This is a genomic window from Candidatus Chlorohelix allophototropha, assembly GCF_030389965.1.
Lineage (GTDB): Bacteria > Chloroflexota > Chloroflexia > Chloroheliales > Chloroheliaceae > Chlorohelix > Chlorohelix allophototropha.
The window spans coordinates 1,619,055-1,640,279 of record NZ_CP128400.1 but is presented as its reverse complement, the minus strand read 5'-3'; the positions used below and the strand labels follow the sequence as shown (position 1 = coordinate 1,640,279).

General features: G+C 47.9%; 21 protein-coding genes. 7 read left to right on the top strand and 14 right to left on the bottom strand.

The window, feature by feature from the left end:
* Positions 1-214: 214 nt before the first annotated feature.
* The 6 genes from tgt to lepB all read right to left on the bottom strand — a co-directional run bounded on the left by tgt (position 215) and on the right by lepB (position 5,287).
* The gene (gene tgt, locus OZ401_RS19605; protein WP_341470211.1) at positions 215-1,402 is read right to left on the bottom strand and encodes a tRNA guanosine(34) transglycosylase Tgt; all 1,188 of its coding nucleotides are present in this window, start codon (positions 1,400-1,402) and stop codon (positions 215-217) included.
* A gap of 12 nt (positions 1,403-1,414) precedes the next feature.
* A complete protein-coding gene (locus tag OZ401_RS19600; RefSeq protein WP_341470210.1) occupies positions 1,415-2,149 on the bottom strand; it encodes an SDR family oxidoreductase in 735 nt (244 codons plus the stop codon).
* Between the two features lie 8 nt (positions 2,150-2,157).
* Positions 2,158-3,225 (bottom strand): tRNA preQ1(34) S-adenosylmethionine ribosyltransferase-isomerase QueA, encoded by a 1,068-nt coding sequence (gene queA, locus OZ401_RS19595; protein ID WP_341470209.1) that lies wholly within the window; start codon positions 3,223-3,225, stop codon positions 2,158-2,160.
* 3 nt (positions 3,226-3,228) lie between these two features.
* The gene (locus OZ401_RS19590) at positions 3,229-3,729 is read right to left on the bottom strand and encodes a DinB family protein (RefSeq protein WP_341470208.1); all 501 of its coding nucleotides are present in this window, start codon (positions 3,727-3,729) and stop codon (positions 3,229-3,231) included.
* A gap of 94 nt (positions 3,730-3,823) precedes the next feature.
* Positions 3,824-4,354, bottom strand: coding sequence for a bifunctional nuclease family protein (locus OZ401_RS19585; protein ID WP_341470207.1), 531 nt, complete (start codon positions 4,352-4,354; stop codon positions 3,824-3,826).
* A gap of 105 nt (positions 4,355-4,459) precedes the next feature.
* Complete coding sequence (lepB, locus tag OZ401_RS19580) at positions 4,460-5,287, bottom strand: signal peptidase I (RefSeq protein WP_341470206.1); 828 nt, start codon at positions 5,285-5,287, stop codon at positions 4,460-4,462.
* Positions 5,288-5,503: 216 nt separating this feature from the next.
* On the opposite strand from lepB, the gene OZ401_RS19575 reads away from it, so the two are divergent.
* The 7 genes from OZ401_RS19575 (at position 5,504) to ispE (ending at position 13,218) form a co-directional block, all read left to right on the top strand.
* Positions 5,504-6,586 carry a radical SAM protein gene (locus OZ401_RS19575; RefSeq protein WP_341470205.1) on the top strand — a complete coding sequence of 361 codons (1,083 nt, stop codon included), beginning with the start codon at positions 5,504-5,506 and terminating at the stop codon, positions 6,584-6,586.
* A 233-nt stretch (positions 6,587-6,819) separates the two neighbouring features.
* Entirely contained in the window at positions 6,820-8,949 is a 2,130-nt protein-coding gene (locus OZ401_RS19570) for a beta-alanine-activating enzyme beta-propeller domain-containing protein (RefSeq protein ID WP_341470204.1), read from the top strand.
* 17 nt (positions 8,950-8,966) lie between these two features.
* Entirely contained in the window at positions 8,967-10,010 is a 1,044-nt protein-coding gene (locus tag OZ401_RS19565; RefSeq protein ID WP_341470203.1) for a PP2C family protein-serine/threonine phosphatase, read from the top strand.
* An 18-nt stretch (positions 10,011-10,028) separates the two neighbouring features.
* Complete coding sequence (locus OZ401_RS19560) at positions 10,029-11,369, top strand: vWA domain-containing protein (RefSeq protein ID WP_341470202.1); 1,341 nt, start codon at positions 10,029-10,031, stop codon at positions 11,367-11,369.
* Positions 11,370-11,405: 36 nt separating this feature from the next.
* On the top strand, positions 11,406-11,972 hold the full coding sequence (locus OZ401_RS19555) for an FHA domain-containing protein (protein WP_341470201.1): 567 nt from the start codon (positions 11,406-11,408) through the stop codon (positions 11,970-11,972).
* 53 nt (positions 11,973-12,025) lie between these two features.
* The gene (locus OZ401_RS19550; RefSeq protein ID WP_341470200.1) at positions 12,026-12,268 is read left to right on the top strand and encodes a hypothetical protein; all 243 of its coding nucleotides are present in this window, start codon (positions 12,026-12,028) and stop codon (positions 12,266-12,268) included.
* Entirely contained in the window at positions 12,265-13,218 is a 954-nt protein-coding gene (gene ispE, locus OZ401_RS19545; protein WP_341470199.1) for a 4-(cytidine 5'-diphospho)-2-C-methyl-D-erythritol kinase, read from the top strand. The genes OZ401_RS19550 and ispE overlap by 4 nt, the downstream gene beginning before the upstream one ends.
* On the opposite strand, the gene OZ401_RS19540 is transcribed toward ispE, so the two are convergent.
* From OZ401_RS19540 to OZ401_RS19505, 8 genes are all read right to left on the bottom strand, one after another.
* Positions 13,182-14,309 (bottom strand): beta/alpha barrel domain-containing protein, encoded by a 1,128-nt coding sequence (locus tag OZ401_RS19540; protein WP_341470198.1) that lies wholly within the window; start codon positions 14,307-14,309, stop codon positions 13,182-13,184. The genes ispE and OZ401_RS19540 overlap by 37 nt on opposite strands.
* Positions 14,310-14,347: 38 nt before the next feature.
* Positions 14,348-14,872: a hypothetical protein gene (locus OZ401_RS19535; protein ID WP_341470197.1), complete on the bottom strand. Its 525-nt coding sequence runs from the start codon at positions 14,870-14,872 to the stop codon at positions 14,348-14,350.
* A gap of 55 nt (positions 14,873-14,927) precedes the next feature.
* Positions 14,928-15,941, bottom strand: coding sequence for an aspartate carbamoyltransferase (gene pyrB, locus OZ401_RS19530; protein ID WP_341470196.1), 1,014 nt, complete (start codon positions 15,939-15,941; stop codon positions 14,928-14,930).
* A 95-nt stretch (positions 15,942-16,036) separates the two neighbouring features.
* Positions 16,037-17,125, bottom strand: coding sequence for a dihydroorotase (locus OZ401_RS19525; RefSeq protein WP_341470195.1), 1,089 nt, complete (start codon positions 17,123-17,125; stop codon positions 16,037-16,039).
* A 5-nt stretch (positions 17,126-17,130) separates the two neighbouring features.
* The gene (locus OZ401_RS19520) at positions 17,131-17,784 is read right to left on the bottom strand and encodes an orotate phosphoribosyltransferase (protein WP_341470194.1); all 654 of its coding nucleotides are present in this window, start codon (positions 17,782-17,784) and stop codon (positions 17,131-17,133) included.
* Positions 17,784-18,671 carry an orotidine-5'-phosphate decarboxylase gene (gene pyrF, locus OZ401_RS19515; RefSeq protein ID WP_341470193.1) on the bottom strand — a complete coding sequence of 296 codons (888 nt, stop codon included), beginning with the start codon at positions 18,669-18,671 and terminating at the stop codon, positions 17,784-17,786. The genes OZ401_RS19520 and pyrF overlap by 1 nt, the downstream gene beginning before the upstream one ends.
* Positions 18,672-18,863: 192 nt before the next feature.
* Complete coding sequence (locus tag OZ401_RS19510; RefSeq protein WP_341470192.1) at positions 18,864-19,712, bottom strand: class I SAM-dependent methyltransferase; 849 nt, start codon at positions 19,710-19,712, stop codon at positions 18,864-18,866.
* Between the two features lie 6 nt (positions 19,713-19,718).
* Entirely contained in the window at positions 19,719-21,218 is a 1,500-nt protein-coding gene (locus OZ401_RS19505) for a glycoside hydrolase family 13 protein (protein ID WP_341470191.1), read from the bottom strand.
* Positions 21,219-21,225 lie beyond the last annotated feature (7 nt).

Sequence of the window (21,225 nt, the reverse complement as noted above, 5' to 3'; positions counted from 1 at the left end):
TCCCAAATCTGAGATGCTCTCCTCAAAAGTGAAACCACAGTATTATTCGCAAAGGCACCTAGGAATTAAAAAGTGAGGTGCCTATTGCGGATAATTTCCAGTCTTCTAAAGGGCGTAAAGGTCTGAGGAGCGCTTGTCTAATCTGCTGACGGATATGCAAGAAAGCTGTGCTGGCTTTGACGGCGCTAACTGCTATAGCGCTAATTACTTGTGGCTAATTCTTCTTTTTATGGCTGGCAGCACGTGCCTCGCGATTCTTCTCGCGAATTTCATGTGGGATAATACGGAAATTTGCCAGAAATTGTTCGCGGAAGTCCTCGAAGCGATCTTCAAAAATAGCCACTCGCGCCTCTTGCATCATAGCCACCAGAAAATGGACGTTATGAATTGTAGCCAGTTGCAAGCCCAAAATCTCCTCGCAACGGAACAGGTGGCGTAGGTAGGCACGACTATGATTCTGACAGGTATAGCAACCGCAACCCTCCTGAATCGGTCGTTCATCGCGGGAATTGCCAGCATTGCGCAAATTCAACCGCCCGTCCTTCACGATACATGCACCGTTCCGAGCGATGCGGGTTGGCAGCACGCAATCGAACATATCTACCCCATGCAAAATACCTTCCAGTAAATCTTCGGGTGAACCCACGCCCATCACATAGAGCGGCTTATGGCGAGGCATAAGCGGGGCAGTGGAAGCCATCATTTCATAGAAAATTTCCTTTGGCTCACCCACACTCAAACCACCGAGCGCATAGCCCGGAAAATCTAGTTCTTGCGTAAGATAGCGCGCGCTTTCGTGGCGTAGTTCGTGGTAAAAGCCGCCCTGTATAATTCCAAATAACGCTTGTTTATCAGGTGTACCGCTGTGGTGATATTCTTCCAAGCAACGCGCTGCCCAACGATGGGTGCGATCCATAGCAGCGCGGGTATATTCCGGGACGCTCGGATAGGGTGCACACTCGTCAAAAGCCATAATAATGTCTGCGCCGATGTCACGCTCAATATTCATTACCACTTCCGGGGTAAAGCGATGGGTGCTACCATCGATGTGCGACTTGAAGGTTACCCCTTCCTCATCAATCTTACGCAACGGACCGAGGCTAAACACCTGAAAACCACCACTATCGGTCAGAATAGGGCGTTTCCAGTTCATAAAACGGTGTAGCCCGCCCAACTCGCGGATTAACTCATGACCGGGGCGCAGATACAAGTGGTAAGTGTTGCCCAAAATTATCCGTGCATCCAGATCGTAAAGATCAGTGTTGTTGAGAGTTTTAACGGTTGCCTGCGTACCCACCGGCATAAATACAGGGGTTGGAATATCACCGTGCGGGGTATGCAAAATACCTGCTCTTGCCGCACTATTGTTAGATCGCTTCAGTTCTTCGTACTCGAACGCCACCTTGCCCCCATCCTAAAGATAAATAATATGCCCGGATTCTACTTCCGGCTTTTTCAGATATGAAAGAGTCGCTTCCGCTACCGTCTCCGGCGAAATCATGCGCCCTTCCTCCGCTTCTTGTGCCAGAGCTTCGCGATGACGTAGCTTTATCACCGCATATGCGCCGGTATCGCTGACCAGCGGCGCAACCACCACGCCCATCCCCACTCTATTGTGCGCTAGTTCTGGTATCAAAGCCAGCAAAGCATCTTCGGCAGCGCGTTTGGTAGTGGCTACCGGCAGATAGAACGAAGGGGGTTCAATCTGCGGGTAATCATGCGCCCATGTGCTAGTGATGAAAATTGCCCACGCCCCATTACCCAGCAAACCAATTTCTCGCGCCTCGTTCACCAGCCACAAATTCGCATCACGGTTAAAGCGCATTGCGTAGTCCGCATCTTTGTCTGCTTCCAAGCCACCCGCCGCATTCAGCACCAGTGCGTCAATTTTCCCGAAAGCCTGCTTGGTTTCTTGCAAGCCTTGACGAATTTGATTGATATCTGTTATGTCAAGTTGCAAAAGCAAGACTTGCACCCCGCTCTTTTCCAGTAAGTGCTTAGTTTGCGTGGCGCGGCGGGCTTTTGCATGGTCGCGGTAGGTAATTACCACCTGTGCACCCTGCTGCGCCGCCGCCAGCGCAATCGCTTTGCCGATGCCGCGCGTGCCACCTGTAATAAAAATTGTTTTTCCGGTTAATAGCTGAATCATCCTCAAACCTATAGTATTAACATAGCGTCACCAAAACTGAAAAAGCGATAGCCCAGCCTGACCGCCTCATTGTAAGCCTCTAACATAAACTCTCGTCCGGCAAACGCACTCACCAACAAAAGCAAGGTGCTGCGCGGCAAGTGAAAATTAGTCACCAGCGCATCAATCGCCCGCAACTGCTTGCCGGGATAGAGATAAATCCGGGTATCGCCTGAATAGCTTGCCAACTTGCCGCTACTTTGGTCAAAGGCGGTTTCAAGGGTGCGAACAGTGGTAGTACCAACCGCAATTATGCGCCCACCTTGCTCCCTTACCCGATTCAACCGCTCTGCCACTTCCGCTTCAAGCTGACACCATTCGCTGTGCATTTTATGCTCTAGCGCGTTCTCTTCCTTGACAGGCTGAAAGGTATCCAAACCCACATGTAGCAGCACCCGCTCGAAACTGACTCCCTTACCGGCTATTCGTTCAAGCAATTGAGGGGTAAAATGCAACCCGGCGGTTGGAGCAGCTGCACTACCCGGGGCGGTGGCATACACCGTCTGGTAACGATTGGGGTCGGCAGGTTTGGCGTGAATATAGGGAGGCAGAGGCAATTGCCCGAATTTGTTCAGAAAGGGTAATGGCGGTTCGTTAAACTGTACTATTCGTTCGCCGGTAGGGGTTATTTCCAATACCTCTGCCGTAAGTTGCTGCTCATCTCCGAAAACAAAGATTGCACCTACGCGCGCCCCTCTACCGGGACGCACCAACACTTCCCAGATAACCGCATCGAGGATATTAGGGCGATGATCGGCTGGTCGCAGCAACAAAAGCTCCATCTGACCACCGCTTGCCGCTTTACGCCCAAACAAGCGCGCTGGTATAACTTTGCTCTCATTCACTACCAGCGCGTCACCGGGCTTGAGATAATCCACAATATCGCGAAAAACCGGGAGATGCCCAATTTGCTGCTCCCGGCGATTTAGTACCATCAACCGCGAACTATCGCGAGGCTCGGCAGCCTGCTGCGCAATAAGTTCGAGTGGCAAGTGATAATCGAAATCGGCGATATTTATAGCTTCAGTTCCGCTCATCCATTATTTTCCGGCAGCAGCCAATGCCTCCTTAATATTCTCGGTATGGTCGCGTTCGTGCCTGTAAATCACCACATACAACCCGTAGAGGTCAATCTCACCGGCAGCAGGGTGTTGTCCGCGCAAGCTCAACTGCTCATCAGTAGCGCTATCCAGCACCGCCATCATACGGGCACGGCTCTGGTTTAGTTCTTCAATCATATCGGCAACTAGCTTTCCCTGCCGCTTTTTCACCTGTCCGGCATTAAAACGATTTATATCAAAGCCTTCTACCATAGTTTGTTCGCCAGACAATATACGCTGTGCGATTATTTCCATTCCGCCTTCTGCCCCGGTAATATGGCATAGCATATCGTAAATTGTCCAACCGGGATTGGCGGTAGGCAGCTTAAGTTGCTCATCAGTCAGATTCTTGATGGTATCCACCAAATCGCGGCGGGCTTCCTCCATCTTATACTTCAAACGAGTCTTTCGATCGCTCAAATCAGGCTGTGTAGTGGTCATATAAATATCTCCTCGTTGAGAAAAATTCCAAAAAAAGAGGGTGAAACAGAGTTCACCCCGAAAAAAATAGAATTTCAGGATTCAATTAACAGGACTAGTCGTCCTTGCCCTTGCCTAAATCATCAAGGTCAAGGCTGTTTATGAAGTCGCGAAAGACCGCCAGTTTCTCATCGTCAACCTTATCAGCTTTAGGATTTTCAACTTTGGTCTGTTCTTTACCCTGTCCATCCAGCAATACGCCGGCTTTATCCATTACCGCTTCATCTACATAAATTTGAGAGCCAACCCGCACCGCCAGAGCCAGCGCATCGCTGGGGCGTGAATCGACTTCGACATGCCGCCCACCAACATCCATAATGATACGTGCATAGAAAGTATCATCATGCAAATCATTAATCAAGATACTGGTAACTTTTGCGCCAAGCTCACCAATAACAGAACGTAGCAAATCGTGGGTTAAAGGACGTGATACAGATACATCCTGTAACTCAACCGCAATTGCATCCGCTTCATAAGCGCCAATCCAAATTGGCAGGTAACGCTCGGCGTTAACTTCCTTGAGGATGACAACTCTATGCTGAGTCACAAGACTCATCCTTATGCTAAGAATTTTTGCTTCAATCATGATGGCTCTCCCTGAAAAAGCTAGAACCGAAAACCCTGAGCGAGGCTTTCTTATCCCGTAGTATAGCATGTTTTAAATGCTGTGGAAAAGTATCTCAGAGTAATATTAGTTGTAACTAGCCTCGTTTACTATGCCCCAACCTTTACCGAGAGGCCAGTAGGCAATCATAGCTTTTCCGATTATCCGGTCAATTGGCAGAAAACCCCATGCACGCGAGTCACTACTGCCGTTTCGATTATCACCAAGTACAAATAGAGTCCCCTCAGGTACAACCATCGGTCCGTAGGGAGAAAGCGAGGCTTCCTTTATGTAAGGCTCGGTTAAAGGTTGGTCATTGACATAGACCACACCGGAGCGTACTTCCACTTTTTCACCCGGAAAACCTATGACTCGTTTTATATAGTCCTGGCTTGGGTCACGTGGATATTCAAAAACCACCACATCTCCACGCTTTGGTCCGCCAAAGACCCACCAAACACTTGAGCCTTCCGCCTTAACACCCGGTATTAAACGCAACCAAGGGTTAACATCAAAATGAAAATAGGCTGCTTTATTAACCATCAATAACTGGTCGGTGTGAAAATTCGGCTCCATACTGCTGCCCTGAATCCGAAAAGGCTGGATGAGCGATTGAGCAAGGAAAAAAATCAGTATGGTAAGAATAACAGTTTCCAGCACCTCTCTCCAAAAAGATTTATGCGGTTTGGGGGATACCGCCTTCGCTGGAACTGGAGAAGTAGTGGGCAAGTCGTCTAAGCTTTGACTCTCCTCAGAAACTATCTGACCCTCCATCGGTTCAGCGGAAGCATCGGCGGCAGAGTTCCGGTAACCATATTGCTCAACAACCACTTCAGAGGTGGGTTGCGGCACGATTGGAGATTCCATAGCCTGAGGCAAAGTTGGCTGAGGTTTGTAATTATTTTCTTCGGACACCGCGATAAAAGCTCCTTAAAAATCCATGCTTTTTAATGACCTTTAAATTATAGCATAATAAGCCAATAGCAGTTAGCCTTACTTTTGGGGATTATTTGATTTAGCCCTATAAGGTTTGTACTGACAAATAAGGAGTATTTGTGCTATACTAAAATTTAATAAAATTGTGAAGCTAATCGTAACAATTGTTGGTATTCAGCTTAAAAGCAGGCGCTTGTGACCGAGAATAATCAGATTGGCGGAAATATACCAGATACCGCTATCAAGCCTGTGCCTTTATTTGAGGCAACTTCCTCTGAGGCTATACGCTGCAAAGTTTGTGAAATAAGCTGCGAACTGTCAGAAGGTCAAAGCGGCGTATGCAAAGTACGTACCAACCGTGCCGGAAAACTCGTCACCCTGAACTATGGCATAATCAGCCACGCCGACCTTGAACCGATAGAACGTAAGTATTTCTACCATTTTTTCCCCGGTACAAAAGTGTTCTCGATTGGCGGTTATGGGCTGAACTACCCCAGAGTGGGTGGAGTGGATCATAATGATGATTTTCCTTCAGGCAATATCAGGGTATTACCCGTAGAAAAGATCATAAAGTTCAGTATTGAGCAACGCTGTCGCGGCGTGGTATTTGCTTATAACGAACCAAGCATGTGGTATGAATTTCTTTACGATGCAATGCGACTGGTTAAAGCTAACGGCATGTTCACTGCTATTGTTTCGAACGGCTATTTCACCTCAGAAGTATTGAATAATATCGGTGATTATCTTGATGGTATTTTGTTAGAGATAAATTCGTTCAACGAAGAAACTTTCCGGGTATTCAGTGGACAAACCCAATTCCAGCAGATTCTGGAAAATGCCAGCCAAGCGCAACGTAAATTCAAAGTTCATGTGGAAATAAATACCAGAATTGTTCCCGGAATAAACGATTCTACTACCGAAATGAAAACTATTGCAGCATGGATTAAGCAGGTATTAGGCGAAACCACTCCCTGGCATTTGTCATTGGCAGGCGATGGAGATCCCACCATCTTATGGTATATTAAATCACTGGCAGAAGAAAACGATTTGAAGTACGTATATCTTCATAATGTGGAGCAACAAAAAATCCAGTTGGCTAGTGCAGGAGTGACAATAAATAGCGATAATACTGCCGGAGGTAATACATTTTGCTATAAATGTCATAGATTATTAATTTCACGTACTGAGACAGAAGCTGTCTCTAGCGGTTTAGAGCGAGAACGTTGTACTTACTGCGGGATCGAAACCAGCGTACATAATACCATCTGGAAACTCTAAAAAAACCTGACAAAAATTTCTTATAAGCGCGCTCTTCCGGCTACGTATTGCAATGAATTAATATCTCTTTTATAATCAAGAATAGCTAATACTAAGAATAATCAGTATTCTGACTAAATATAAGTTACATAAAATATCTTCAATTAGGTCGTGAATATGGGCTGAGGGTATGTTACTCACTTCAAGCTATTTGGATACCCCATCATCGTTGCTAACCAGAGAGAGCAGCACAAGTGCAACCTAATAAATTACTAAAGAAAATAGGAACGGGACAACTCGGCAAAGATGTTAAACCGCGAGACGACCAAACATCTCAGTTGGATTCGTTGCGCAATAGTCTAGGTACAACTAGTACCATGTCGCGTGGGCATGTTTTACAGGGTCGCTACGAAATTGAGCAAGTAGTAGGTTACGGCGGTATGAGTACCGTTTACCGCGCCCGTGATATGCGATTTACTCAAACCGTAAGGGTATGCGCCGTCAAAGAAATGTTTGATATGTCCACCGACCCGGCGGCGCGGCGTGATAAAATGCAACGCTTTGAGATGGAAGCAAATATTCTTGCCAAGCTCAATCACGCTTCGATTCCCAAAATTTATGATTTCTTCGGAGACAATGACCGCTTCTTCTTGGTGCTGGAATATGTAGATGGGAAAAATCTTGAGTCCCTCCTTGAAGCTGCAAATTCTCCGCTAGATGAACGCGATGTGTTGGAATGGGCTATAAAGCTTTGTGAAGTGCTCAGTTATTTACATAATCAAAAGCCCGGTCCTATCATTTTCCGCGATATGAAACCTTCAAACGTGATGCTCAATAATGATGGACGTTTGATGCTAATTGACTTTGGTATTGCTAAAGTCTTTTTAGACGACAAAAAAGGGACTATGATCGGCACAGAGGGCTATTCGCCCCCGGAACAATACAAGGGTATAGGTCAACCTGCCGGGGATATTTATGCCCTTGGCGCTACCATGCACCACCTTCTTACCAATAGCGACCCTCGCTTGGAAATTCCCTTTACCTTCCATGAGCGCATGCCAAAAACGCTTAATCCTAAAATCTCGCCTGAGATGGAAGCGATTGTAATGAAAGCGTTGGAGTTTTCTATTGAGGATCGTTGGAAAAACGTTGAGGAAATGAAAGCAGCGCTCGTAAGGTTTCAGTACAAGTTAAGCGGACTTGTAGAAGCTACCAGTCATGGAACGCACGCCCTTAACCTAGATATGTCAAAGGTAGCCGAAGCCAAACTCAACGCTACGCCAACACCGGGCACTAATCCGACAATACGCCCCCATACCGGAACAGATGGCACAAAAATGGTTCCTGTAGCTCGTCCCGGACAAGCATCTGCTAAGGATGGGATTCTTTCTGTGCCAGAGTATTTGCCTCAAGCCAAATTGTTATGGGATTTCAAGGTAGAAGAGGAAATCCGCGCAACGCCGCTAGTTTACGGCAACTCGATTTTTATTGGCAGCTATGACACCAATATATACGCCCTTGATGCAAAAAATGGCTCATTCTTATGGAAAACCCCCACCAGTGCCGGAATCAGCAGTAGCCCTTGTATAGCAGAAATTCCCGGTGGGACTCAACTGCTAATTGTAGGCAGTGAGGATCACAAGCTATATGCGCTCGAAATCCAAAAAGGGCAGCAAATGTGGGATTTCCAAGCACAAGGTCCTATTCGCAGTTCACCGCGACTCTACCAATCCTATGTGTTCTTTGGCTCAGATGATAACCATGTTTATGGGGTTGATATTCGGGGCGGCAAAGCGCTGTGGAAACAGCGTACCTTAGGCAGGGTGCGCAGTTCGCCTACTATAGCCAATGGTTGCATCTACATCGGTAGTGAAGACCGTAAGCTTTACTCGCTGGAAATTTCACGAGGCAACATCAACTGGAAGTTTGATACTTTGAACAGTATTGTGAGTACGCCAGCAGTTGCAGACGGGTATGTATATATCGGTTCGGAGGACTCCAATTTTTATTGCATCGATACCCAAAACGGTTTTCTGGTGTGGAAAGCTAAAACGGGTAAACCAATCCGCTCATCTCCTAGTTTCCACAATGGGAAAGTTTATTTTGGATCAGGGGATGGTATGTTGTACTGTTATGATGCTAAACGTGGTGCTAAACTATGGGCTTTTAACACCGAAAGTCAAATAGTAAGTTCACCGCGAGTAGCAAATGGGCTTGTTTTCTTCGGGGCTGCAGACGGCAATATTTATGCGCTGGATGCGGATAAAGGTGATGCCAAATGGTTCTATCCAACCGGTAACGCGATCGTATGCTCACCTGCCATTGCTAATGATACTCTTTACATCGGTTCCCTCGATAACCGATTGTATGCCATCGCAATATAGTCATGGGAGAAATGAGCTTGTTTAATAAAGACATACCCGGTTCTGGCGAAAAAAAGAAAAGCAAAAGTAGTCGCAGTAAAACTCGCAAAGAAAAGGCTCCGGTAGTTACAGAAAATCTACCCGTAGTAGCGCCAACCGAAGAGCTTACAAGACCTGATCCTGATATGGCTACACAACCGCTTTCATCAATGGATTTTTCTCAACTTGAGGTGAAACCTATTGATGTAACGGTTAACGGCACGAGTTCGCTGATTCCTCAAAAAGTCAAATGCCAACAAATTGAGGCAGCCTTTGCTTCTCATGTCGGCATGATTCGGGACAATAACGAGGATAGTTTGACTGTTTTTATGGGCACTATTCCGCGAAGCGAAAATGTACCAGAGCAATTATTCGGCTTTTTTGCGGTTGCGGATGGAATGGGTGGACATGAAAACGGGGAGGTTGCCAGTAATATTGCGATTCGAACCACTTCGAAAAACGTAGTTAATGAGTTTTACTTGAGAGCTTTATCTGGCTTAAAGCCGGGTTCAACCGGTGAAACTCCGGGCGAAATACTTGTACGCCTGATAGAAAATACCAATCAGTTAATAATTGAGCAGGGACAGGAAGCTCGCCATAATATGGGAACAACCTTGACCTGTATTATAATTCTAGGTTCAATGGCATATGTAGGGCATATTGGGGATAGCCGATTGTATGGCGTGAACAAAGAAACCCGGCAATTGCAGCAAATAACCAAAGATCATTCTTTGGTAGCGCGACTGGTTGAAGCAGGGGCACTTACCGCTCAGGAAGCCTTGGATAGCCCACAACGCAGCGTGTTGTACCGTTCACTAGGACAACGGTTAGAAATGTCAGCCGATACCGATTTCTTTCGAATTTCTGAATATACTCATTTGGTATTGTGTTCTGACGGTTTATGGGATATGCTACCTGATATGTCAATTTCATATATCATCAACAAATATGATGAGCCGGCTACCATATGCCAAGAACTTATTAATTCTGCTAATTCTGCGGGTGGTGAGGATAACGTTAGTGTTATTGTTATCAAACTATAACCCGATGAGGCTTGTGCTATGAGCGAACGTAATATAGTTCCGCTCGATAATAATGATAAATTAAAAGGCGGTAACAACGAGCGTCTAATATCGGCTTACCCAGGATATGAACCTGTAACGCTGGATTATATGCCCTCGCAGCAAGCTTTTCCTGCTTCTAAAGTAGAGAAAGTTATTTATCTGCTTTTCACACTCAGCACCCATGAGCATTTATCAAATAGCGGAAATGTTCCTCTCAACATTTGTCTAGTAGTTGACCAGAGCAGTTCGATGCGTGGGGAAAAGCTATTTGCGCTGAAATCAGCCGCTAAACAGGTGGTTGACCAACTTGCCAACGAAGATTTTTTCAGCCTGATCAGCTTCAATGACCGGGCAACGGTAGTGGTGGGTTGCCAACGAGTCGATAGTCGCGAAAACATCAAAATGCTGATCGACTCAATTGAGGCAAAAGGTGGGACTGAACTGGCGCAAGGTCTGAATCAAGGCATCATGGAAATGAAACGCGCCACAAATTTCACCGAATTAAACCACCTAATGCTTTTTACCGATGGTCAAACCTACGGCGATTCCGAACAATGTGTTTACCTTGGTATGGAAGCCGCGCGTAATAACATTAGCATACACCCAATGGGTATCGGTACAGACTGGAATGAGGATTTGCTCGAAACAGTTGCAGCAAAAACAGCCAGTTCATCCGAATTTATTAACTCCGCAGACCAGATTATCAAAATATTCCTTCAAAAAATCGCGCAGTTCCGGGCTACTCTTACTAATAATGCAACCCTAATATTTCAGCCTGTTCAAGGCATCAAAATTAGAAATGCCCATAGAATAGTGCCGACTATTAGCGAAATGGAAATTATTCCCGGCAATAATAAAGGCGAATTGAATCTCAAGTTAGGGGTTATGCGATACAAGCACGACTACAAAGTATTAATAGAATTGCTATTGCCTACCTGCCCGCCGGGAGTTTTTCGTGTTGGGGATTTCTCGTTGCGCTACACCCCTATTGAAGCACAAAAAAATACCGTGCATTTAAAACTTCCAGTGGGTATAACCATAGCTGAACCCATCCATAGTTCCCCGATAAACCCGGAAGTTAAGAGCATTCTGGAAAAAATCACTACTTTCAAGCTTCAGGCTAAAGCATGGCAAGATTTGAGTAGTGGAGATATTGAAGGTGGTAAAAAAAAGTTGGCAGCAGTTGGCACTAAGCTTCTCAATATGGGGGAATCCATTCTGGCTTCGCAGGTAGAGCAGGAATTGAACAATTTGGAAGTTCGAGGTATTGCTACCGCTGAAGGGAAAAAACGGATAAAGTACGGGACAAGAGGGCTAACCGGACTTTTTGAAGATTAGTACATCGTAGCTACAGCTAGAAAAAAGGTCATATTAATGATTATCTGTCCAAACTGTGGAACAAAACAAATAGAAGGTACTCTTTTTTGTAACGATTGTGGAGCGGACTTAACCGGGTTAGAGGAAGGTATTGACCCCAATCTCGACCTTTCTCGCGAGAGTAAATATACCACTGCCAATATCCCGCCTTCTAACTTTAGCATACCCGTTATTCCACAGGGGACATTTCCGGTAGCGCCACCTGCTCCGGTTAGCGGTCCGGTGCGCAAGGATTTAAAGCTTGTGGTATTAAATACCGGGAGACGGATGGAATGCCCCGACCGTTCTAATATTATCATCGGCAGAAGTGATGCAGTTTCTGGTGAAACCCCTGATATTGACCTTACCCCGGATGATGCACTAGAATTAGGGGTATCGCGACGGCACGCTTGTATTACTTTCCGCGATGGTGTTCCTTTTCTTACTGACTTAGGTAGTACGAACCGTACCTTCATCAATAGGCAAGTGTTAATGCGAGGACAACCCAGTTTGCTAAAAGATGGCGATGAAATCCGGATGGGCAATGCTATTATAAAAGTGTTATTTAAGCCGGATGCTAAATAGTCCATTCAAATAAACCGGATACCTTGGGTCCCTTTAAAATACGGAGAGTAGTTGTGGCTATAGTAATTTTACATGTACTCAATCAGGACGCGATTGTTGGCGAAATGGAGAAGCTTCCTGACCCTAAAGATTCTTTTGTTTCTATCTCCAACCCGCGCAAGATGGATAATCGCCCTGTCACCTTTATTGATAAACGGGCGCGAGTTATAATGTTTCCTTGGAACCAAATCTTCTTTATTGAAGTAATGGAGAGCGAAGAAGAAAAACGCGACACCTTGAATATTTGGCGAGAATGAGCGAAATTACTGATACTGAAACTTCGGAAAACGCCGAAGCAAGCACCCCAACCGTTGCTGCTGGAAATCCTGACAACCCCGAAAGGCAGAGTTTTCCAGCTTACGCCAAGTTAAATCTTTCCCTCGAAATTCTGGGCAAACGCCTAGATGGATTTCATGACCTGGCTTCGGTTATGCAAACCGTATCGCTGGCAGATACCTTATACCTTGCGCCTTCAGAGAATATTGAGTTTGATTGTAATCTACCCGAATTGGTGGACGAAACCAATCTGGTGTGGCGGGCTGCCAATTTGCTGCACGAGTTGTTGCCAGCCGAGAAGAAGCGAGGCGTGAGCCTTTATCTCGAAAAAGCTATTCCGGTTGCCGCCGGTTTGGGCGGGGGTAGCAGCGATGCCGCTACCGCGCTTTTCGCCATAAACTGGTTCTGGAATTTGGGGCTTAGCACAGAAAAACTGGAAGAAATGTCGGCGAGGTTAGGCAGCGATGTGCCATTCTTTATCAGAGGTGGTACTGCGCTAGTAGAAGGGCGTGGCGAGAAACTTACAACCTTACCACCGTTGGGCAAATACTGGATGGTATTACTTTATCCCGAAGTAAATTTGCCCGCTAACAAAACCGCCACCCTCTATCGCAGCTTGGAACGAAGCGACTTTAGCGGAGGGCAAATCACCCGCGAACTGGTGAAATCTATAAGGGTGGGAAAGTCACTATCCGAATCGTTATTATTCAATAGTTTTGAACGGTTGGTATATGAGCTGTTCCCAGAAATAGATTTTTACCGCAACGCAATGGTGAACGCCGGAGCAGAGTTCGTGCGCGTTTCAGGAAGCGGACCGACCCTCTATGCGCTGGTTAGCAGCCAAGAAGAGGGTCGCAACATTGTTAATACCCTTGAGCAAGCAGGGTATTTGGTTTACCTAGCAGAAACGGTGGAATCCACCTTCGCATAGAGTTGCTTGAACTCTTGCGCCAGATAAGGATTCCACATCGCCCCTGTTCCGCTCTGTACTCCATCCACACCAAATTCTAGATATTCCAGCGCATCGGGCGCAGTCATTACCCCACCCACCCCGATAATAGTAAGGTCGCTTGAAGAAATGCCTAACGCGCGTCTGGTTTCCAGCAAGCGTTTTACCATTGCCTGCCCTGCCGGTTTGATAGCTGCCCCACAAATGCCACTAGATAAGCGACCGTTACCGGGTAGAGCCTGAACACCTTCAGGAGTACGCACATTCGCCGGAATAGTATTGATAGCCGCCAGCGCGTTTGCGCCACCGCGAACCGCTGCCGAAACCACCTCATGAGTTAGGTTGTCATCATCCAGAAAGCCCATTTTCAGGATTAATGGGGTACTTCCAAGCCTTTTCCGCATCGCCGCCGCAATTATCCCCACTGCTTCGGGACTCTGGTATAAGCTGCCTTCGCCGCTCTGTACGTTCGGACAACTGAAATTCGCCTCCACCGCTTCTGCGCCCGCCTGTTTAGCCCATTCGCCCGCCAGCGCAAAATCTTCCGCCAATTCTTGCAGTGTGCCGCCCGCCTTGACAGTGCCGACCACGCTCACCACCAACATTTGCCCCTCGTGAATGGCTGCACGCGCCTTCGCCACATCCTCTTGCCATGTTTGCGGATCGCGGCTTGGCATTCCAAACGAGTTAGTAATACTAAGCTGTTCAAGCGGGCTGCTATCATCAGGAAGGCAGATCAGTTCCGGTTTAGCGCCGCGCGGCATCATCTGTTCCGGGGAAGTGGCTACCGCCAGCACGTTGGGGAAAGGATGAACAGGGATACGCAACGTTCGAACTGTTTTGTAGGTCAGCACATCAAAACCCAAATCAGCGTACAGCTTGATATAGGCGGAATTGAGCAAAGGGCCTGCAGGAACGCCCAAAGGAGAGTTTAGCTTTTTGCCGAAAAAGCTATAAGCAGGCAACCCCCGATTGATTTCTGCCAGTTCGGGCAGCGTTCCACTAAATTCAGGTCCGCGCTCGTAATTTTCGTCATAGCTCAAACCGATGTTATAGGTTGAATTTGTTTTCATCTATATTGCTCTTTTTCAGATTTTAAGGAAAGTTCTGATTATCTTTCGTAAAAACGTTCACCTTGCGTGCCTTCGGGCGAACGGGCAAACACCTCGTCCATGAGCTCATCAAACTCACGGGTGTTGCGCTCGTCCAGCACGCTGCGCACTTCTGTTTCGCGATCCCGCCAATCAATTACCAGCCCACGATACCACGTCTTGTATTTCTCAAGCTGTGGGTCGTCTGTACTCACGATAAAGGCTTTCCCTTCATTGACTGCCGTAATTTTGTCAAAAGGGATTTCCAGTTCGCGCTTACCATCTTCAGTTTCAACCCACAGTTTAGCTTCATCCAGAATAACCCGGCGTGGTTCGTTTTTCAAGGCGTTGGCGATTAGTTTGAGGCTGAGCAACCACAAGCCCACCATTACCAGTTCTACAATAAGCCAGACCGCCCACCCCGGATTCATGGTACTGAGTACCAAAAATGCTACAGAAACTAATATAAACAGAATACTAAACGCAATTATAACAAAGCCACTGTTCCGAGTAGGATGATGCGGCTCGTAAATTTTCTGTGTCATAGCCAACCTTGAGAACAGGGGACAAATTAGATACTTACCCCCATCGCATTTTACTTTACCATTTGCCCAGTACGCCAGACAATAACGCCATACGCACATACATGCCGTTGGAAGCTTGTTCGAAATAAACTGCTTGTGGTAATTCATCCACCGCTTCGTCAATTTCACCGACACGCGGCAATGGGTGCATGATTATGGCAGTGGGCTTCATACTTGCCACCGTATCTAGCGTCACACGGTAAGAACCGCTCACCGCTTGATATGCTTCCTCGCTCTCGAAGCGTTCCTTCTGCACACGAGTAATGTACCACACGTCTGCCTCGTTAGCCACTTCATTGATGTCTTTAGCAACACTCATCTGCACGCCCTTCGCCTTCAGTTCCTCTACCAGTTCTTCCGGCATATTCAAAGATTCAGGCGATACAAATATAAGCTTGACATTGCGGTATAGGCTTAACAGTTTTGCCAGTGAGTGGACGGTGCGCCCGTGTTTCAAGTCGCCTACCAAACCCACGGTTAGGTCGTCAAGACCGCCGCACTTTTGGTTAATGGTATAGGTATCCAGCAACGCCTGAGAAGGATGCTCGCCCACGCCATCACCCGCATTTATCAACGGAATGTTAGGCAAGCCTTGCTTGGTGCGCTCTTTATGAATTGCTAAGGCTGCTTCTGCGGCTGCGCCCTTCTGGTGGTGACGCAACACAATCAGGTCGGCATAACCGGACAACACCCGCACTGTATCGGACAGAGTCTCGCCCTTTGAAACCGAACTGAACTGCACCCCTACGATGTTGTGAACCTCACCTCCCAATCGCTTCATAGCAATGCTAAAACTGGAGTCGGTGCGGGTACTGGCTTCATAGAACAAGTTGACCAAGATTTTGCCGCGTAAAATATCGGTTGAGCCGTTCTGCTCTTTAATACGCTTCATCCAGTCGGCTTCTTCAAAGAAACGGTCAAGGTCGCTGCGGCTGAATTGCTCAACCGATAGCACCGCTTTTCCGGTCAAGTCACCGTTTATAGGCTCTGCTATTGTAAATAGCTTACTTCGTTCCTCGTATGTTAGCATACTACCCCCTTAATTTTATGATGAGTTTTGCAATCCCATCAGTAGGAAGTGGGAAATTGCGTTCGGGCGAACTTCACCCGAATCGTTCAGGAAACTCACCCCTCAAAACTTAATATTTTAGCGCTCCCCGATGCAGCCAGCACCTTCCCGTCCTCAAAGACCAATTGCCCACGCAACCAAACCCGCCGCACGCGCCCCTGTCCTTTCATACCAACGAAAGGAGTCCAGCCACACTTTGTATATAGTCCCTCATTCGAAAATTCGTATTTATCAGTTTCGTCAATTTCCACCTCGCCCTCGCCTTCGGGCAGTCCGAAAACGCGGCGGGGCGCAATTGCCAACAATTCCACCAAGCGGGCAAGGTCAAATCCGGCGCGTCCTTCCGCCACCTCGCGGTACATCAGCCCGAAGGTAGTTTCCAAACCCGGCACGCCAAAGGGCGGTTTGCTGCTATCTTTTTCGGCGCGGGTGTGGGGCGCATGGTCGGTGGCAAGCATATCAATAGAACCGTCCGCCAAACCTTGCCACAGAGCGCGTACATCTTCTTCCGTTTGCAAAGCCGGACTCATCTTAGCATACGCGCCGAGTTTATCCGGCGCAGCCTCCTGCTCTGTCAAAAACAGATGGTGGGGCGCAGCCTCGCAGGTAATGGCAATGCCTTTTTCTTTAGCCGCCCTGATTACTGCCAGTTCAGATTTTTTGCTGAGGTGGCAAATATGGATGCGCCGATTGTAGAGCGCCGCCAGACCGATCACCGCTGCCACCGTCGCGCCCTCAGCATGGATCATAATCGGTTTGTGCGGATAACGCTCTGCCGGATACCAGCTTAAAAAAATAGCCAGCATAGCCGGCAATCCTTCAAAAATAATATTTCCATGTGTGTGTCCAAAATACGCTTTCAGCCCCGCCACTCGCTGGACGATTCTGGGGTATTCAGACCCGTTATCAGGAGTCGCCCCAAAGTTAAAACCAACATCACACACGATCTTCGCCCTTGCCAGCCCTATTTTCTCCTCTAACGCTGCCTCGGTAGTGGTGGGAACGGGGTTATTTGGCATGTCCAACAGGGCAGTATAACCGCCCGCCAACGCAGCACAGGTTCCGGTATAGAAATCCTCCTTATCGGTGCTGCCCGGTTCGCGCAAATGAACGTGTGGATCGGCGAAAGACGGCAATCTGAGCATATGCTTTACAACCCCATATACCGACGCACTTCATCGTAGCGCGCTCGGTCAATTTTGCCGGTTTCCAAATAGCGATTAAGCAATTGGGACAGCGTGATTACAGTATGGGTCAGGTAGCCTTTTTCTTCCAGCGCCTGTACGCCACCCTGTTGGCGATCTACCACCATCAAAAGGTCGCGTACTTTCAACCCGGCATGCTCCAATTTCTCTATCGCCTCAAACTTGCTGTATGCCAGCGAAACAACATCATCAATCAAGAGCGCGGTTTGCCCTGCCTTGAAATCGCCGTCAATCTCCACGCCTAGCCCGTAGCCTTTGGTATCTTTGCGGGGTGAAATCATCGGGCGAGAGGTGGTATAAGCCAGCACCGCCACCAACGGCGTAACGGCAGTGGGAATATCGGCGTACAGGTCGAAACTCAAGCGGCAACTAATTTTATCCAGCAAAGCGCAGGTGTAGGACATTACGCTAGGGTAGCTGCGTAAAATCCGCAGGTTCAAGTAAATTGGCGAAAGAGGCGCAGTTGGGTCGGTTTCGTGCTGTTTCAGCTTGAAAGCGCCAAACTTGACCGCCCCGATTTCAAAATACAGGTCTGCCAAACGGTTATATTCATCGGGTGTAATTTCAGCTACTGACAGGTCAATTGGGTAATCGTGCATTAGTCTATCCTTGTCTTGATTTCCTCGGCGAGCTTACGGGCAGCAACCCCAGCGGCTTCGGCGAAATTTTCATCTTTTCCGGCGTAAATAATGCCCCGGCTACTGTTAATTACCAGCCCGTAGCCTTGTGAGTCGCGTCCATACTTCAAAACTGCCTCAAGGTCGCCCCCTTGCGCACCCACACCCGGTACAAGCAAAGGTACATCCGGCGCGACCGCTCGGATTTGCGCCAGTTCGGCAGGATAGGTTGCACCCGCCACCAACCCGACGTTGCGATTACTATTCCAATCGTTGGCGGCAAGTTGCGCCACTTTCAAATAGAGCGGTGTACCCTCAGCCCCAGCCGACAACATCTGTAACTCGGCAGAACCGGGGTTAGAGGTGCGGCATAGCACGAATACGCCTTTTTCGGCGCGTTCCAGATATGGTTCGAGCGCTTCGCCGCCCAGATAGGGCTGCACCGTTACCGCATCTCCTCCAAAATAGTCAAAAAGAGAGGCGACATAGCCTTTGTTGGTACTGGCTATATCGCCTCTTTTCGCATCCAGAATCAATGGAATCTCAGGGAAGCGGCTACGCAGGTAGTCGCCCAAACGCTTCAACGCCTTTAATCCGGGCGGACCTGCTTGTTCAAAGAAAGCCAAATTGGGCTTGAAAGCGCACACCGATTCGGCAGTAGCCTCTACAATAGCGCGGCAGAAAGCATAATAGCTTTCCTCCACTGCTTCCTCTTCCGTACCTTGCTTGAGGAAAGCGGGTATTTGGGAGTATTCGGGGTCAAGACCCACACATAGAAAAAAGCCATCTCGCCAGCGCCTTTCGAGTAATCTCCCGAAGTGGCGCGCGGATGGACTTGTATCGCTACTAAGCTCGCGCGGTTGTATCACCGATTCCTCTTATTTTCAAAATTATTAGTCACTCATCCCAGCCAAAGTTTTGCATATTATACAACATGATTTTTGATTCGCAAAGCTTTAAGCGTGATATGTCGCATATTAATTTTCATCGATTCATCCGAAGTTTTGCACTTCTTCGTTTCACCCGTTGCTGTCATTGCTGTAAACATTAACTTATCGTATCTAACGATACGCCACTACCCCGAAGGCAGCTTCGCGCACGATTACACGCTTGAATCCGGCGCTTTGCAGACGGCGAATTACCCCCTTGAAGGTGCGTATGCCGTAATTGCTCTTGGGATCGCCAATATAGTGAAAGAGGATACCGCCACGTTTCAGCACCCGATATAACTGACGGTAAAATTCTTCGGAGTAAAGCTGCCCCGCAAGACTGAAAGTGGGCGGGTCATGCACAACGCGGTGGAAAGATTCATTTTCAAAGCTCGGCACAATTTCGGAGCTATCGCCCCGCATACGAGTGATGCGCGGGTTATCGAACAGGGCTTGCGACCATGGATTGAGCCACTCAATTTCCTGTACTGCCGGATCAAACTCGATGGTGGTTACGCGCTCTGCTCTTTTGGCGGCTTCTATCGCGGTATAGCCAAGCCCGGTGCAAGTATCCAGCACATTGCCTGTAATCGGTTCTATGGCTTTAATTTTGCTCAACGTATCTTGGTAGGGGTCTGTATCTTTGATGCGGTGCATGAGAATACCGGAAATCAAAAGAGTAGGCGCGGCGCGGGTAGGTAACAAGCTACAATAACGGTTGGTTTCGTCCGAATAAGCCTCTACCTTGTTAAGGCTGCCGTCCTGCGAAAGTACATAGCAACTGTTTTCAGCCTCGCTTATCTTTTCAGCATCCGCCCACGACAACGCTTCCCCACCCGGAAATAGCACACCCTTAGCAGTAAGTTGAACCCCGACCTTTGAAAGCGAAAGGTCAGGGGAAATTTCGGTTTCGGTTGCACCCTCGCGGTAGAGCTTGAGCAAGGGCACAACCTGTACGTGGGAGAGAACTACCCGCTCCATTACGCCCTACCTTAGTCGCTGTAAAACAGTGGCGCTACGAGGTGAGAGCCGAAACCCGCTTTCTGCCCCTATACCCGGTGAAAAATCATAGACTTCACCCGGTTTGTCAAACAAATCACGGTAGTGGTAGCCCCCCTCCAAATATTCCATCGAGTCGGCAGGAGTAAAGAGCGGCAACTCAGACAATACCATTTCGGTCAAGTTCATTACCACGATGAAATGCTCATTCTCCATACGCCGCCCGTAGATATACATATTATCTTGCCCGTAAAGCGTATCGAATTTGCCGCGCCGGAAAGCGGGATGCTGCTTGCGGAGAGCGATAGCGCGTTTGAAATAATCGCGCAAGTCGTTATCCCACTTCTTTTCATCCCACGGAAATGAGCGGCGGCAATCAGGGTCGCGGGCGCCTTCCATCCCAATCTCATCGCCATAGTAAATGCTAGGCGCGCCGGGATAGGTCATCTGAAAAAGAGTAGCCAATTTCAACGCGCTTTTATCGCCTCCAGCGATGGTCAGAAAGCGTGGAGTATCGTGACTATCGAGCAGATTCATCAAGACCTGATTGATTTCAGGCTGGTACAATTCCTGCAATTCCTTGATAAAGATGCCAAACTGAAGCCCATCAATCATGCGGATACCACCATGACCATCCAGCCCGGTATCGCGAATAGTCTCAGGGTTAAATTTGGAAGTGCGCATGAAAAAGCCCATCACGGCACGGGTAAAGAGATAGTTCATCACCGCATCAAATTGGTCGCCTTGTAACCAACGTTTGGCATTTTCCCAGATTTCACCGCAGATATAGGCTTCCGAGTTCACACCCTTGACCTGCCGCCGAAATTCGCGCCAGAACTCATCATCGTCAATTTCGCTAGGGACATCCAGCCGCCAACCGTCTGCGCCGAACTCCAACCAGAAGCGCCCCACCGACATAAGATAATCACGTACCGCCGGGGTTCTGACATTAAATTTTGGCAGCGCCGGAATACCCCACCATGCATCATAGTTAAGATCACCTGAATAGGCATTTACCGGAAAGCCTCGAAAATTAAACCAATCGAGGTAAGGTGAATTTACACCGTTTTCAAGAGTATGGTTGAACTGGTAAAACCCCCGACTGGCATGATTAAAAACACCATCCAGAATTACGTGCATGCCGCGCTTATGAGCTTCGTCCAGCAACTCTCGAAAAGCGGGGTTTCCGCCTAGAATTGGGTCAACTTGGAAATAATCATGGGTATGGTAACGATGATTAGCAGGGGACTGAAAGATGGGGTTGAGATAGAGGGCGTTAATTCCTAAATCTTGAAGGTAATCCAGCTTTTCGACAATTCCTAGCAGGTCGCCGCATTTGTAGCCGTGCGTGGTGGGTGGGCTATCCCAGCTTTCCACATATGCCGGTTTTGATACACGACTACTACTGGCAAACCTGTCTGGAAAAATCTGGTAAAAAATTGCATCCTTTACCCAATCAGGGGTATGGATACCGTCTGCGACGCTCAACTGCAAA